This is a genomic window from Enterobacter cloacae complex sp. IR5422 (assembly GCF_049238165.1).
In the GTDB taxonomy this organism is placed as follows: Bacteria; Pseudomonadota; Gammaproteobacteria; order Enterobacterales; family Enterobacteriaceae; genus Enterobacter; species Enterobacter roggenkampii.
The window spans coordinates 95,002-110,065 of the sequence record NZ_JBMKHT010000002.1 but is presented as its reverse complement, the minus strand read 5'-3'; the positions used below and the strand labels follow the sequence as shown (position 1 = coordinate 110,065).

Annotated in this window: 16 protein-coding genes; 7 read left to right on the top strand and 9 right to left on the bottom strand. The window is 59.7% G+C overall.

What is annotated here, in order from left to right:
• Entirely contained in the window at window positions 1–1,023 is a 1,023-nt protein-coding gene (locus tag ACOTXT_RS02090; protein WP_021241944.1) for a HoxN/HupN/NixA family nickel/cobalt transporter, read from the top strand.
• A gap of 81 nt (window positions 1,024–1,104) precedes the next feature.
• On the opposite strand, the gene norW is transcribed toward ACOTXT_RS02090, so the two are convergent.
• Together norW and norV are read right to left on the bottom strand one after the other, a co-directional pair.
• A complete protein-coding gene (gene norW / locus ACOTXT_RS02085; RefSeq protein ID WP_055321961.1) occupies window positions 1,105–2,238 on the bottom strand; it encodes an NADH:flavorubredoxin reductase NorW in 1,134 nt (377 codons plus the stop codon).
• Complete coding sequence (norV, locus tag ACOTXT_RS02080; protein WP_055321960.1) at window positions 2,235–3,677, bottom strand: anaerobic nitric oxide reductase flavorubredoxin; 1,443 nt, start codon at window positions 3,675–3,677, stop codon at window positions 2,235–2,237. Before norV ends, norW begins: the two co-directional genes overlap by 4 nt.
• Before the next feature lie 188 nt (window positions 3,678–3,865).
• On the opposite strand from norV, the gene norR reads away from it, so the two are divergent.
• Complete coding sequence (gene norR / locus ACOTXT_RS02075; RefSeq protein WP_055321959.1) at window positions 3,866–5,377, top strand: nitric oxide reductase transcriptional regulator NorR; 1,512 nt, start codon at window positions 3,866–3,868, stop codon at window positions 5,375–5,377.
• On the opposite strand, the gene gutQ is transcribed toward norR, so the two are convergent.
• The 7 genes from gutQ to srlA form a co-directional block, all read right to left on the bottom strand.
• Complete coding sequence (gene gutQ, locus ACOTXT_RS02070; RefSeq protein ID WP_021241948.1) at window positions 5,374–6,339, bottom strand: arabinose-5-phosphate isomerase GutQ; 966 nt, start codon at window positions 6,337–6,339, stop codon at window positions 5,374–5,376. The two genes, norR and gutQ, sit on opposite strands and share 4 nt — an antisense overlap.
• A complete protein-coding gene (srlR, locus tag ACOTXT_RS02065) occupies window positions 6,332–7,105 on the bottom strand; it encodes a glucitol operon DNA-binding transcriptional repressor SrlR (protein WP_008499558.1) in 774 nt (257 codons plus the stop codon). Before srlR ends, gutQ begins: the two co-directional genes overlap by 8 nt.
• 63 nt (window positions 7,106–7,168) lie before the next feature.
• Entirely contained in the window at window positions 7,169–7,528 is a 360-nt protein-coding gene (gene gutM / locus ACOTXT_RS02060; RefSeq protein ID WP_008499556.1) for a transcriptional regulator GutM, read from the bottom strand.
• A 92-nt stretch (window positions 7,529–7,620) separates the two neighbouring features.
• Window positions 7,621–8,400 carry a sorbitol-6-phosphate dehydrogenase gene (gene srlD, locus ACOTXT_RS02055; RefSeq protein ID WP_023294411.1) on the bottom strand — a complete coding sequence of 260 codons (780 nt, stop codon included), beginning with the start codon at window positions 8,398–8,400 and terminating at the stop codon, window positions 7,621–7,623.
• A 14-nt stretch (window positions 8,401–8,414) separates the two neighbouring features.
• Entirely contained in the window at window positions 8,415–8,777 is a 363-nt protein-coding gene (gene srlB, locus ACOTXT_RS02050; RefSeq protein WP_008499554.1) for a PTS glucitol/sorbitol transporter subunit IIA, read from the bottom strand.
• Between the two features lie 12 nt (window positions 8,778–8,789).
• Window positions 8,790–9,749 (bottom strand): PTS glucitol/sorbitol transporter subunit IIB, encoded by a 960-nt coding sequence (srlE, locus tag ACOTXT_RS02045; RefSeq protein WP_333163986.1) that lies wholly within the window; start codon window positions 9,747–9,749, stop codon window positions 8,790–8,792.
• Entirely contained in the window at window positions 9,746–10,309 is a 564-nt protein-coding gene (gene srlA / locus ACOTXT_RS02040) for a PTS glucitol/sorbitol transporter subunit IIC (protein ID WP_003862164.1), read from the bottom strand. The genes srlE and srlA overlap by 4 nt, the downstream gene beginning before the upstream one ends.
• Window positions 10,310–10,560: 251 nt before the next feature.
• On the opposite strand from srlA, the gene mltB reads away from it, so the two are divergent.
• The 5 genes from mltB (at window position 10,561) to pncC (ending at window position 14,999) form a co-directional block, all read left to right on the top strand.
• The gene (gene mltB / locus ACOTXT_RS02035; RefSeq protein ID WP_008499552.1) at window positions 10,561–11,661 is read left to right on the top strand and encodes a lytic murein transglycosylase B; all 1,101 of its coding nucleotides are present in this window, start codon (window positions 10,561–10,563) and stop codon (window positions 11,659–11,661) included.
• Between the two features lie 300 nt (window positions 11,662–11,961).
• On the top strand, window positions 11,962–12,615 hold the full coding sequence (locus ACOTXT_RS02030; RefSeq protein ID WP_055321958.1) for a metal ABC transporter ATP-binding protein: 654 nt from the start codon (window positions 11,962–11,964) through the stop codon (window positions 12,613–12,615).
• Complete coding sequence (locus ACOTXT_RS02025; protein WP_021241951.1) at window positions 12,612–13,472, top strand: metal ABC transporter permease; 861 nt, start codon at window positions 12,612–12,614, stop codon at window positions 13,470–13,472. Before ACOTXT_RS02030 ends, ACOTXT_RS02025 begins: the two co-directional genes overlap by 4 nt.
• 14 nt (window positions 13,473–13,486) lie before the next feature.
• A complete protein-coding gene (locus ACOTXT_RS02020) occupies window positions 13,487–14,371 on the top strand; it encodes a metal ABC transporter substrate-binding protein (RefSeq protein WP_032664228.1) in 885 nt (294 codons plus the stop codon).
• A gap of 130 nt (window positions 14,372–14,501) precedes the next feature.
• Window positions 14,502–14,999, top strand: a complete 498-nt coding sequence (gene pncC, locus ACOTXT_RS02015) for a nicotinamide-nucleotide amidase (protein WP_008499547.1) — start codon at window positions 14,502–14,504, stop codon at window positions 14,997–14,999.
• Window positions 15,000–15,064: the final 65 nt, after the last annotated feature.

The following is a 15,064-nucleotide window of genomic DNA, read 5'->3' as shown; positions in this document are numbered from 1 at the left end:
ATGTTACGACTGTTACGCAATGAACCTCGCGCCGCGCTTCTGCTGCTGGCTCTGGTAATGGCAAACCTGCTGGCCTGGGGATGGGCATGGCACACCTTTAGCGGCAGCACGGCGCTGATGGCGGCAAGCCTGCTGGCGTGGTGCTACGGACTGCGTCATGCGGTGGACGCTGACCACATTGCCGCCATTGATACCGTGACGCGTAAGATGATGCAGCAGGGCAAACGCCCGTCCGGCGTGGGGGCGTGGTTCTCGCTGGGCCACTCCACCATCGTGGTGCTGGCCTCCATTGCCATCGCCGCTACCGCCACGGCGTTTCAGAAGAACATGGCGTGGTTCCACGAAACCGGCAGCCTGATTGGCACCGCCGTTTCCGCGACCTTCCTGCTGGCGATGGCGCTGGTGAATATGGTGATCCTGCGCGGCGTCTGGCGCAGTTTTCAGGCGCTAAAACGCGGCAGGCCGGTGCAGGACGACATCACGCTACCGGCTCAGGGCGGGGTAATGAACTGGCTGTTCGGCAAGACCTTCCGCCTCGTCAATAAAAGCTGGCAGATGTACCTGGTCGGTTTCCTGTTTGGTCTCGGCTTTGATACGGCCACCGAGATCGGCGTGCTGGGGATCTCTGCCGCCAGCGCGTCCAGCGGAATGTCGGTGTGGTCAATCATGATCTTCCCGGCACTCTTCGCCAGCGGCATGGCGCTGGTGGATACCCTCGACAACCTGCTGATGGTGGGTGCCTACGGCTGGGCGTTTAACAAACCGCAGCGCAAGCTTTACTACAACATGACCATCACCGGCACCTCCGTGGTGGTGGCGCTGTTTATCGGCGGGCTGGAAGCGCTGGGTCTGCTGATGGATAAATTTGCCCTCAGCGGCGGCCTCTGGGATCTGATTGGCGCGGTAAACGACAATCTGGGCAACGCCGGGTTTGTCGTCGTGGGTCTGTTTGTCGCCTGCTGGCTGATCTCCATGGCGAATTACCGCTGGCGCGGCTACGACGCGCTGGTGGTACGTTCCTGAACGACCCAGTCCGGTTGCGCTACGCTTTTACGGGTCTGCATGTAGGCCGGGTAAGCGCAGCGCCACCCGGCAACAGGAGGGTTAAGCAGGGAGCGATTTCAGCAGGGCGAAGGCCTCCTTCATCCTGTCCTCACTGACGACAAAGGCGCGCATCTGACCGTCGGTATCGGTGCCGCGCGCCACCATGCCCTGCGGCGAAAGGGCAATTTGCCAGTTCAGATCCTGACGCTGCGTTTCACCTGCAAGATGCAGCGGCACTTCCGGCGTTTTTACCTTCACCAGCATGGCGGGTAATTTCACCGGAGCGTTGCCCCCGAGCAGGTTTTTCGCCAGGCACATGGCGCTTAACTGAATCGGTTGCAGGAACGGCAGCACCTGGCCGTTAATTTCCGCGCAGTCGCCCAGGGCATACATGTCCGGCTGGGTGGTTTGCAGGTAGCTGTTAACCTTCACGCCGCGGTTGATTTCGGCGCCTGCGCGGTGCGCCAGCGCCGTTTCCGGGCGCAGCCCCGTCGCCGCAATCACCACATCCACCTCCACGCTGCGGCTGCGGTCGAGCGTTGCACGTATGCCGCTGCCGGTTTTGCTCAGGCTCTGCAGCTGCGATTTCAGCAGCAGATGCACGCCCATGTCGGTCAGACGATGCTGTAAGCGGCAGCTCACTTCAGCGGGCATCAGCGCCGACAGAATGCTCGCCGCGTGGTCGACCAGGGTCACGGATTTTCCCGCACGGCAGAAATCCATCGCCAGCTCGGTACCGATCAGCCCGCCGCCGACAATCATCACCCGCGTGGCGTCGCGAAGCTCCGTTTCGCTGGCCTGATACGCCTGCTGGCTGTTGAGCGTGACCATCAGCTCGCGGCCCTCAACCGGCGGCACAAACGCAGAGGCACCCGTGGCCAGCACCAGCTTGTCGTACTGCCAGGTTTTATCTTTCGCTTTCACCAGACGGGCGTTGGCGTCGATATCGGTAACCCAGGTGTACGGAAACAGACGCAGGTTAAACTGTTCCGCGAACGCCCCCGCCGTCTGGTGGGTGAGATCGTCTGCGCGCTGGTTCTGGCTAATGACGTGGCTTAAATCAGGCTTGTTGTACTCGTCCATGCTGTCGGCGGCGATCAGCGTCAACGGCACGTTAGCGTCCTGCTTGCGGATATTTTTCACCAGCTGGCGGGCGGCAAAGCCCGAGCCGATAATGACGATACCGTGGCTCATTTTGCCTCCGTTGCCAGTTCATCAAAGACGTCTTTCCCGAGGGAACATTCCGGGCAGAGGAAGGTGTCCGGCACCTCGCTCCACGGCGTGCCCGGGGCGACATCCTGCAGCGGCTCGCCCCGTTCCGGGTCGTAAATCCACTGGCACACGCTGCACTGCATGCAAGGACCGAGGTCGGCAGCGGCGGCTTCAGCTACGGCTTCCGGCGCAACCGCCGCGGCGGGGGCGGTTTCCGGCAGCGGTGCGAGCGCCCACTGACGGGCAATGTCGCGGCCGTGCTGGCGGCAGATTTCCAGGGCGTCGATATCCGGCCGCCATTTCGCTTTCAGGCTCATCGACATCTCAAACCCTGCATCCTGTAAACGGGTGGAAAGGCGGTCGACCGCGCCGCCGCTCCAGCCGTGGGAGCCAAAGGCGCTGGCGCGCTTGTTGCGAAAGCGCAGGCCGGTCATCTCTTCGACCAGACCGGCAATCTTCGGCATCATCACGTTGTTCATGGTGGAGGTGCCCACCAGCACGCCCTTGGAGCGGAAGACGTTGGTGAGGATCTCGTTTTTATCGCTGCGCGCCACGTTGAAGATTTTCACCGCCACGTTCGGGTCCACCTCGTTGATGCCCTGGGCAATGGCGTCCGCCATCATGCGGGTGTTGTTGGACATGGTGTCGTAGAAGATCGTGATGCGATCTTCCTGATAATCCGCCGCCCACTTCAGGTACAGCTCCACGATCTGGGTGGGGTTTTCACGCCACACCACGCCGTGGGAGGTGGCAATCATCTCCACCGGCAGGTTAAAGCCGAGGATCTCGGTGATTTTAGGCGTCACCAGACGGCTGAACGGAGTCAGGATATTGGCGTAGTAGCGCTGGCACTGTTCGAACAGCTCGGTCTGATCCACCTCGTCGTTGAACAGACGTTCGTCGCAGTAGTGCTGGCCGAAGGCGTCGTTGCTGAACAGCACCGCGTCGCCGGTCATGTAGGTCATCATGCTGTCCGGCCAGTGCAGCATCGGCGTTTCCACGAAGATCAGCTGCTTGCCGTTGCCGATATCCAGCGCGTCGCCCGTTTTCACGGTGTGGAAGTTCCACTCCGGATGGTGGTGGTGGCCGTTGATCGAGTCGATGGCGTTGGTGGTGCAGTAGATCGGGGTGTCCGGAATATACGACATCAGCTCGGTCAGGGCCCCGGCGTGATCCTCCTCCGCGTGGTTGATGATGATGTAGTCGATGTCGTTCAGATCGATTTCGCTGCGCAGGTTCTGCACGAACTCGCGGCTGAACTTGTGATCGACGGTATCGATCAGCACATTTTTACCTTCACGAATGAGATAGCTGTTGTAGCTGCTGCCGCGCAGCGTTTTATATTCCGTCCCGTGGAAATCGCGCACTTCCCAGTCACGTTGACCCACCCAATGAATGTTATTTTTAACCAGAATAGACATAGCAAACCTTAGCGTAATATCGCGTTTTTCAAATAGGATGGTTTGCTTATATCAAGCCGCGTGCCAACTTTTAATATATTGATTTTTATAGGTTAATATTTTGATAATCCGAAGTGGGTAGTCATTATGACTATTAAAAACAGTGTCACTATGACAACATGCATTGTCAAAATGACAGCGAGGCAGAGATGAGCTTTTCCGTAGACGTGCTGGCGAAAATCGCCATTGAACTGCAAACCGGTATTGGTCATCAGGACCGCTTCCAGCGGCTGATCTCCACGCTGCGCCACGTGCTGGCGTGCGACGCCTCGGCGCTGCTGCGCTACGAGGGGCGGCAGTTTATTCCCCTGGCCATCGACGGCCTGGCGAAGGACGTGCTCGGGCGGCGCTTTACCCTTGAAGGCCACCCGCGTCTGGAAACTATCGCCCGTGCGGGTGACGTGGTGCGTTTCCCGGCGGACAGCGATCTGCCCGACCCGTACGACGGGCTGATTCCAGGCCAGGAGAGCCTGAAGGTGCACGCCTGTATTGGCCTGCCGCTGTTTGCCGGGCAGAATCTGATTGGCGCGCTGACCCTCGACGGCCTGTCGCCGGACCAGTTCGATACCTTCAGCGATGAGGAGCTTCGCTTGATTGCCGCCCTGGCCGCCGGGGCGCTGAACAATGCGCTGCTGATTGAACAGCTGGAGAGTCAGAATATTTCTCCCGGCAGCCCGGCGGCGTTTGAGCAGGTGACGCACACGGAGATGATTGGCCTCTCGCCGGGCATGGCGCAGCTCAAAAAAGAGATTGAGATTGTTGCCGCGTCCGATTTGAACGTGCTGATCTTCGGGGAGACCGGCACCGGCAAGGAGCTGGTGGCGAAGTCGATTCACGAAGCGTCGCCGCGCGCGGTCAATCCGCTGGTGTACCTCAACTGCGCCGCGCTGCCGGAAAGCGTGGCGGAAAGCGAATTGTTTGGCCACGTCAAAGGGGCGTTTACCGGCGCCATCAGCAACCGCAGCGGCAAGTTCGAAATGGCCGATAACGGCACGCTGTTTCTGGATGAAATAGGTGAGCTCTCTCTGTCGCTCCAGGCCAAACTTCTGCGCGTATTACAGTACGGCGATATCCAGCGCGTGGGGGACGACCGCAGTCACAGAGTGGACGTTCGCGTGCTGGCGGCGACGAACCGCGACCTGCGTGAAGCGGTGCTTGCCGGGCAGTTCCGCGCCGACCTGTTCCACCGCCTGAGCGTGTTCCCGCTTACCGTGCCGCCGCTGCGCGAGCGCGGGGACGACGTGGTGCTGCTGGCGGGCTATTTCTGCGAACAGTGCCGTCTCAGGATGGGGCTTTCCCGCGTGGTGTTAAGCCCGGGGGCGAGGGCGCATCTGCTGAGCTACGGCTGGCCGGGCAACGTGCGCGAGCTGGAACACGCGATTCACCGCGCGGTGGTGCTGGCGCGAGCGACGCGTTCGGGTGATGAAGTGGTTATACATGCCCGGCATTTTGCGCAGCATGATGAAATTTCGTCTATTGCGCAGGCTGTACCAGAGAGAGCACATGAAAATCTGCGTGACGCGACAGAGGCGTTTCAGCGTCAGATGATTACCCGCGCGCTGGAGCAGAATAACCGCAACTGGGCGGCGTGCGCCCGGGCGCTGGAGATGGACGTCGCCAACCTGCACCGGCTGGCGAAGCGTCTCGGGCTGAAGGGTTAGATAATCCCGGCCTGATAGAAATCCTGCAGGTTAATGGCACCGCACAGCCTGCCGGTGTCATCCACCACCGGTGCGGCGGTGATTTTGCGCTTCATCAGCACCTCTTTGGCTTCAATGGCGCGGCTCTCGGCGTTCAGCGTCAGCCCGCCCTGGGTCATGGCGTCAGACACGTCTGTTTCCAGCTTACCGCCGCCCACCAGCCAGCGGCGCAGGTCGCCGTCGGTGAACACGCCTTTGACGTACCCGTCGTCGTCGCACACCGCTACCAGCCCCAGACCGGTACGGCTCAGCTCCAGCATCGCGTCCATGACGCTGGTATTGAGCTTGACCTGTGGAATCGCATCTTCTGTGCGCATCAGGTGGTGGACCTTGTTGAGCAGGCGCGCCCCGAGCGCCCCCGCCGGATGCGAGCGGGCGAAATCTTCTTCGTTAAACCCGCGCGCCTGCATTACCGCCATCGCCAGCGCGTCGCCCATCATCAGGGTATTCACGGTGCTGGAGGTGGGGGCGAGGTGCATCGGACAGGCTTCACGCTCAACGGAAATATCCAGCGTCGCTTTGGCGGCCAGCGCCAGGGGCGAGCGGGATTTCCCGGTCATCGCCAGCAGGGCGACCGATTTTTCCTGCAGGCGCGGAATAATGAGATCCAGCTCTTTCGCCGAACCGGAGTAGGAGATAAACAGCATCACGTCGCGGCTTTCAATCATTCCCAGATCGCCGTGCAGCGCTTCGGCAGGGTGCACGAAGAAGGCCGGGGTGCCGGTGCTGGCCAGCGTCGCGGCAATCTTTTTGCCGATATGGCCGGATTTACCGATGCCCGCCACGATCACTTTGCCTTCGCAGTGGATAATGGTGTTGGCCGCGCGGACAAAATCCTCGCCCAGACGTTCCGGCAGGCGGCTGGCTTCCTGCAGCTCCAGCATTAGCGTCTGGCGGCCCGTTTCTAACAGAAAATCACTCATCTCTCTCTCCGGTTACGATCACGTCGATGCCTTTCTCTTCCAGCGCTTTTTTGAACGCCGGGTCGATACCCGCGTCGGTAATCAGCTTGTCGACGCTCTCCAGGCTACAGACAATGTTGGGGCTTTTGCGGCCAAACTTCGACGAGTCCGCCATCAGAATCACTTCCCGCGCGGCGTTGCACATGGCTTTACTGACGCTGAACACCTCGTTAAACGTCGTGACGCCCGCGTTCAGGTCGATGCCGTCGGTACCCATAAACAGTTTATCGAAGCTGAAGTGGTCGAAGGCGTTCTCCGCCAGCTGCCCGTGGAACGACGCGGATTTTTTACGGAAGGTGCCGCCGGGCATCAGGATGGTCTGCTCGCAGTCGTTCTCCGACAGGGCGTTGACGATGTGCAGGCTGTTGGTCATCACCGTGATGTTGTTAAAGCGGCTGAGCAGGGGGATCATCTGCAGGACGGTACTGCCTGCATCCAGAATGATCGAGTCGCCATCGTGGATAAATTTTACGGCGGCTTCGGCAATCAGCGCTTTCTGGTGGGTATTGATCAGCGTTTTGTGGTCGATAGGCGGGTCCGCTTCGTCTTTATTGAGCACCACGCCGCCGTAGGTTCGAATGACGGCGCCAGAGTTTTCGAGCAATACGAGGTCCTTGCGTATCGTCGTGCCGGTGGTGTCAAAGTAGTGGGCCAGATCCTCCACCGAGCATTTTCCCTGTTTTTGCAGATGCTCAAGAATGGCCGCCTGCCGCTGACGAGGTTTCATAGGCGCTTCGTTCCTTAGGTTGCGAAATGATAATTTCGCAAGTCTATATCTTTCACAACGAAATTATCCATGTTTCAGATTAAGCGCTAATGATAGTGCATTCTGACAAAGTGGATCATGGGGAAAGATCACATCGGGCTGCAATTCCTGCAGTGAAATGCCGTTGATTGCCTGGATTTTCACCGGACGGGCAAAGACGGTCATGCCGCGCATGATGAGGGAATCGCAGACCTTGTTGTTTTCATCCAGCGCAACAGCGACGACGACCCGCGGCTTGAAACGTCCACCGGAACGCCCGACGCCCACGCGGCCTTTCTGGCACAGGGCGTCAAACGCGCGGTTAAACCGATGGATTTGCCAGCCGCCAAACGCCATCTGGCAGAGCCAGGCGAGGGCGGCGACGGTGATGAGTGCGGTGACCATATCGGCTCCTTTAATTGCCGGGTGGCGGCTGCGCCTTACCCGGCCTACGGGGATTGTAGCCCCGGTAAGCGCAGCGCCACCGGGGAATGAACTCAGAACATCACCTGCCCACCGGTGACGTTAATCGACTGTCCGGTGCAGTACGAGGCTTTCGGGCTGGCGTAAAACAGCAGCATGTTCAGCACGTCCTGATAGTCGCACCCGCGCTTGAGCGGCACTTTATCGATGTAGTACTGCTCCACTTCTTCCGCTTTAATACCGAGCTTGGTGGCGTACTGCGGCAGCAGGGACTGGAACATCGGCGATTTCAGCAGATTGCCCAGCATCAGCGAGTGGACGGTAATGCCGTACTCGGCCAGATCCAGCGCCAGAGACTGCGTCAGCCCCACGCCGCCAAACTTCGCCGCGCTGTAGCCGGAGTTGTGCTTGCTGCCCACTTTCCCCGATTTTGAGTTGATCTGAATGATGCGCCCCTGAATGCCGTCGCGGATCATCAGACGGGAAAACTCGCGGGCGCAGAGGAAATAGCCCACCAGATTGACCTGCAGCGAGCGGTCAAAATCCCCCAGCTCGAAGTCGCTGATAAAGGCCGCTTTCGCAATCCCCGCGCTGTAGACCAGCAGATCGGTACGCCCAAAAATCTCGTCCACGCCGCGGGCCAGCGCCATCACGCTCTGCTCGCTGGTGGCGTCGGCGCCAAACCCGTACGCCATTCCTTCACCAAACTCGGTGTTGATGGTGTCCGCCACGCGGGCGGCCTTTTCACTCTGAATGTCCACTACCGCCACGCGGTAACCTTCTGCGGCAAGCCCACGGCAGAGGAACTCGCCTAAGGTTTGTCCCCCACCAATGACAACGGCAACCTGACTCATGTCTATCTCCTTAATTACGCAACAAATTTTAACGTGCAGCCTGGGGTAACGGCCTGCGGAACCGGGCCCGCTACGTGAACCGTGCCGGGATATTCCGCCTGCGGCTGGCCGTCGAAACGCAGGGTGATGTGGCCCAGCTCGCGCAGGTTTTGTTCAGCGACGTCGCCGACGGCGGTCACGGCATAGCGCGCCTCGCCCAGCTCCAGCTGGCTCCCGGCCTTCAGCTCACCGTTCAGCTCGCCGTGGCAGTGAATAAAGCAAAACTCTTCGATATCCGCAGGCGCCCCTTCGCGAAAGGTGATCAGCATCTGGTCGCTCAGCGCATCCGCCGCGCTCTGGCCGATGCGGGTAATGGTGGTCTGGTAAATCACGGTCATGGCAGGAACCTCTTATTGATAAATAAAGCCGGAGACAAACCAGGCAATCAGCACCGTCGGCGCGCCCGTCAGGAAGCGGCTGACCAGCACGGACGGCACGCCCACGCGCACGGTGTCCTGGCGTGCTTCCGCCAGCGACAGCCCCACGGGGATAAAGTCGCACGCTGCCTGGGCGTTAATGGCAAACAGGGCGGGCAGGGCGAGGTGCGGGGGAATGTTCCCCAGACCAATCTGCACGCCAATCAGCACGCCGATGACCTGAGCAATCACCGCGCCCGGGCCGAGGAACGGCGACAGCAGCGGGAAGGAGCAGATCAGCGCCAGCGTCACCAGCCCAAGCGGGTGGCTGGCGAGCGGGGCGAGGCCATGTGCAATCCAGTCGCCCAGGCCGGAGGCCATGATGATGCCGATCAGCGCCGAGACGAACGCCATAAACGGCAGGATGGTCTTCAGCACCGTGTCGATGGTGTCGCGCCCGGACTGGAACAGCACCGCCACGGCGGACCCCATGCCCATCCCGACCTTCGCCAGCAGGCCGTCGCTCTGCTCGGTAATTTTCTTGCTGGTGTCGTACTCGCGCGGGGCCGATTTTTGCGGTGCAGACGTCCCCTTCACCAGGGTGATGTTGTCTTCCTTCACGCCTGACACATAAATATCTTCAACGATGTACTGCGCCAGCGGGCCGGATTTCCCGGTGGAGTGAATATTTACCGTCGGAATGCGGCGCTTCGGATAGATGCCGCAGCGCAGCGTGCCGCCGCAGTCGATCACCGCCACGCCAATTTCCGCTTCCGGCGGTTCGCCTTCCTTGAAGCCGTCGACCGCTTCCCAGCCGGTCAGATCGCGCAACGTGTCGACGATCGCCGGGCGCGTGCCCGCGGTGATGTACACAATCTTTTTGCCTTCGGTGGCGTCGAACTCCAGCGGGCCACCCCAGCCGCCCGTGCCTTTCTCAATGCGGATCCGCTTCATGCTGTTGCTCCTGAAAGATGGACTTTCTGTTCAAGCTGGATGCCCATTTTTTTCTCGAAAATAGCGGTGGTGAGGTCGGTCACCCAGCCGCGGAAGAAGTTGGTCACCAGACCGACCAGCAGGTAGCTCACCGCCAGCGGGCCGAGCGGCAGGCCAAGCGTGGTAAGGCCGCTGGCGATCCCGAGATAGACAAACAGTTCGCCGGGGTTGATGTGCGGGAACAGGCCGTTCATGGAATGGCAGCTGTAGGAGGCGGCGGCGTAATAGCTCGGCTTGTACTTCTCTGGCATAAAGCGGCCGAGGCTTAAGGTCATCGGGTTGCAGAACACGAAGGTGCCGATAAAGGGCAGTATCAGGTAGCGGGACAGCGGGTTTCCGGCGCAGCGCTGGGCGAAGCGCTCAATGCGCTGCTGGCCGATAAAGTTAATCAGCGCGTTCATGATCACCAGCAGGCTGATCAGCAGGGGCAGGATCCCGGTCACCATGCCGGTGAACACTTCTCCGCCTTTCTGAAACAGCCCGATGAACCACTCGGCGCCGTGGGTGATGGTTTCTATCATTCTTCTCTCCTGTAGGGCGTTTGTTTTTGTCTATCTGTGGCTAATAATAATCACTTTGAAAGGTTTTAAAGTGTTAGTTAGATCTCACAATGAAAGAAAAATGGATTATTTTGAAAGATAATTGACGTGGTGAATGATTTTCGGGGGAAAAAAGCACGGATTTGCGTTGGGGAGGTGCGTACCGCTTCCTTGAGGTGTTGCGGATGCTTTACCATACTGGGTTCTTATCGAACCCGTTAAATGGATGTCTCATGTTCAAGCGTCGTTATGCAGCGCTGTTGCCTGCGCTTATTCTGCTGTCTGCCTGTAGTAGCAAACCTAAGACCGAAGCCGTTCAGCAAACGGCGGGCGCGCCTTCCGGAGGATTCCTGCTGGAGCCGCAGCACAATATGATGCAGATGGGCGGCGACTTCGCGAATAACCCGGCGGCCGAGCAGTTCATCGATAAAATGGTGAGCAAGCACGGCTTTGACAGACAGCAGCTGCACGAAATTTTGTCTCAGGCCAAGCGTCTGGACTACGTGCTGCGCCTGATGGACAGACAGGCGCCGACGGCCCAGGTGCCGAGCGGGCCAAACGGGGCGTGGCTGCGCTATCGCAAACAGTTCATTACCCCGGACAACGTGCAAAACGGCGTGGCGTTCTGGAATCAGTATGAAGATGCGCTTAACCGCGCGTGGCAGGTGTACGGCGTGCCGCCTGAAATTATCGTCGGAATTATCGGCGTGGAAACCCGCTGGGGCCGCGTGATGGGCAAAACCCGCATTCTGGATGCGCTGGCGACGCTCTCCTTTAACTACCCGCGCCGTGCGGAGTATTTCTCTTCCGAGCTGGAAACCTTCCTGCTGATGGCGCGCAACGAGCAGGACGATCCGCTCGATCTGAAAGGGTCGTTTGCCGGCGCGATGGGCTACGGCCAGTTTATGCCGTCGTCCTATAAACAGTATGCCGTCGACTTTAACGGCGATGGCCATATCAACCTGTGGGATCCGGTGGATGCCATCGGCAGCGTGGCGAACTACTTCAAAGCGCACGGCTGGGTGCCGGGTGGCCAGGTGGCGGTGCAGGCGAACGGTCAGGCGCCGGGTCTGGAAAACGGCTTCAAAACCAACTACAGCATTTCGCAGCTGTCCGCGGCAGGCCTAACGCCAACGCAGCCGCTGGGCAATGCACAGCAGGCGAGTCTGCTGCGTCTCGATGTCGGAACGGGCTATCAGTACTGGTACGGGCTGCCGAACTTCTACACCATCACCCGCTATAACCACAGCACCCACTATGCGATGGCCGTATGGCAGCTGGGGCTGGCGGTATCGCAGGCCCGCGTGCCGGCGGCGTCACCGTTTAGTCAGTAAGTTACCCCGACGGGTAGGCCGGGTAAGGCAACGCCGCCACCCGGCATGGCTGCGCACACGGTGCGGCCTGATGCCCTCTCCCACGGGAGAGGGCGTTTTGCAGAAACATTTCGCCACACTCCCTTTTCAAACCTGCCATTTACATCCTAACCACCTTTCATTATTGTTATGTTATAACATTTAAATTGGTGCCGAGATGTCAACGTCCCTTTTCTCTCTTTCTGCGCCGGTTCGGCTTTTGCTGGCGCTGGTGCTTATCGTCTTTCTCGGCCTGGCCGTGCGCTGGGCGGTGGCATTGCCATGATCGTGATGAATGAACTGGTTGCGGGTTACGACCACCAGCCCGTCACGCGCCCGCTTTCGGGCGTCATTGAACGCGGCAGCATGACCGCCATTGTTGGGGCCAACGGCTGCGGCAAATCCACGCTGCTGAAAACGCTCGCGGGTTTTATCCCACCCGTAAGCGGGGGTTTTCGCTGGCAGGGGAAGCGCCCGATGATTGGCTGGCTGGCACAGCGTCACGCGCTGGAGGCGCAGTTTCCGCTGACCGTTCGCGATGTCGTCAGCATGGGCTGCTGGCCGGGCATTTCGCTGCTTTCCGGGTTTCGTCGCGAAACGCGGTTGCGTATTGCCAGCGCGCTTGAGCGGGTCGGGCTGGAATCCATGGCATCATCCACCATTGATGAGCTCTCCGGCGGCCAGTTCCAGCGCATGCTGTTTGCCCGCGTCCTGGTACAGCAGGCGCCGCTGGTGATGCTGGACGAGCCCTTTACCGGCATCGATGAAGCCACCTGTAACGTGCTGATGGATGTGATGCTGGAGATGTATATGCAGGGGCAAACGCTGCTCGCGGTACTGCACGACAGCGAGCGCGTGTCGCGCCACTTCCCGCAGACGTTGCGGCTGGATGCTGATGTGCCTCAGTGGAAAACCGAGCGGGTGAGGGTGGCATGATCTGGCACACATTCTTCCAGCCGTTCATCGAGTACGGCTTTATGCGCCGCGCGCTGGTGGTTTGCCTGGCGCTTTCTATCAGCACCACCGCGCTCGGCGTATTCCTCCAGCTGCGCCGGATGAGCCTGATGGGCGATGCCCTTTCTCACGCTATTTTGCCGGGCGTCGCCGTGGGATACCTGCTCAGCGGCCTGTCGCTGCTGGCAATGAGTATCGGCGGTTTTGTCGCGGGCATTACCGTGGCGCTGCTGGCCGGTCTGGTCAGCCGACGCACGCCGCTTAAGGAAGATGCCAGCTTTGCCGGGTTTTATCTTGGCTCACTGGCGCTGGGGGTCACGCTGGTATCGCTTCGTGGGTCGAATGTCGATCTGCTGCATTTACTGTTTGGCTCCATCCTCGCCGTGGACAACGACGCCGCGCTGTTTGTCACGGGCGTGTGCATGTTCACTCTTATCGTGCTGGCGATGTTTTATCGCGGCCTGGTTACCGAAGCGTTTGACACCGCCTGGCTACAGGTGAACGCCCGCTGGCTGCCCGGCCTGCTGCACGGACTGTTTCTGGCGCTGCTGGTTCTTAACCTGGTGGCCGGTTTTCAGGTGCTCGGCACGCTGATGGCCGTCGGTCTGATGATGCTGCCGGCCGTGGCGGCACGCTGCTGGGTACGCACGCTACCGGCGTTACTCCTGATGGCGGGCATCAGCGGTATTGTCTGCGCATGGCTGGGGTTGAGCCTCTCCTGGGCGATGAGTCTCCCGGCCGGGCCATCCATTGTGCTCACCGCCAGCGCGCTGTTCTTTATTTCCATTTTATTGGGTACGCGAAGCAGGCTCGCTGGCAGTCTGCGGGCGTATTTTTAACGCAAGGGGAAACGATGAAACGTACAGGACTAGTAGTGGCAGTGGCGCTCGCGCTGGGGATGATGTCGCATGGCGTGATGGCGAAAACGCTGAATGTGGTCACCAGCTTTTCGATACTGGGGGACATCACCCAGGAGGTGGGCGGCGATCATGTGAAGGTGACGACGCTGGTGGGGCCGGACGGCGATCCGCATACCTTCGAACCGTCGCCGAAGGACAGCGCGGCGCTGAGCAAGGCCGATGTGGTGGTGGTGAACGGTCTGGGGCTGGAGGGCTGGCTTGACCGCCTGGTGAAAGCCTCCGGGTTCAAAGGGCAACTGGTCATCGCCTCAACAGGCGTGAAAACGCACACGCTTGAGGAAGATGGAAAGACCGTGACCGATCCGCACGCGTGGAACAGCGCGGCGAACGGGGCGTTATATGCACAAAATATTCTTAACGGGCTGGTGAAAGCCGATCCGCAGGACAAAGCCGCGCTGGAAGCCTCCGGTAAACCCTATATCACGCAGCTCAATCAGCTGGATAGCTGGGCCAAAACGCGCTTTAGCCAGATCCCGCAGGCGAAGCGCAAGGTGCTGACCAGCCATGACGCCTTCGGCTATTTCAGCCGCGCTTATGGCGTAACCTTCATGGCACCTCAAGGACTCTCTTCAGAGAGCGAGGCCAGCGCGGCGCAGGTTGCTGAGATCATCAATCAGATCAAAGCCGACGGCGTAAAAACCTGGTTTATGGAAAACCAGCTCGATCCGCGTCTGGTGAAGCAGATTGCCTCGGCGACGGGCGCGCAGCCAGGGGGAGAACTTTACCCGGAGGCCTTGTCAGCAAAAGGCGGCGTGGCAGACACCTACGTCAAGGCGTTCCGCCACAACGTGAATACGCTCGCCGACAGCATGAAATAACCTCTTCCACGGCCGGTGCGTTTGCACCGGCTTTTTTCTGAAGCCCCCTCGTAAAACCTGAAGCGCATCCCCACATCTGACGAGAAAGTGCTATCTTGTGCAGCACGTTTTTCTGATGCCTGGAGCGAGAATGACTGACCATGAATTGATGCAGCTTAGCGAGATCGTTGGCCTGGCGCTTAAGCAGCGTGGGGCGACAATGACCACCGCGGAATCCTGCACCGGCGGCTGGGTGGCGAAAGTGATTACCGATATTGCCGGCAGTTCCGCCTGGTTTGAACGCGGTTTTGTGACCTACAGTAACGAAGCTAAGGCACAAATGATTGGCGTGCGTGAAGCTACGCTGGAACAGCATGGCGCGGTCAGCGAACCGGTGGTCATTGAAATGGCCATTGGCGCGCTCAAGGCGGCGCGGGCAGATTACGCGATTTCCATTAGCGGCATCGCGGGGCCGGACGGCGGCAGCGACGTGAAGCCTGTTGGCACCGTCTGGTTTGGGTTTGCCACGTCTAAAGGGGAAGGGATCACCCGTCGGGAGTGCTTCAGCGGCGATCGCGAAAGCGTGCGCCGTCAGGCAACGGAATATGCGTTAAAAACGCTCTGGCAACAATTTCTACAAAACACTTGATACTGTATGACCATACAGTATAATTGCACCAACAGAACAGAAATCCACGGTGAAGCACAGTCGCT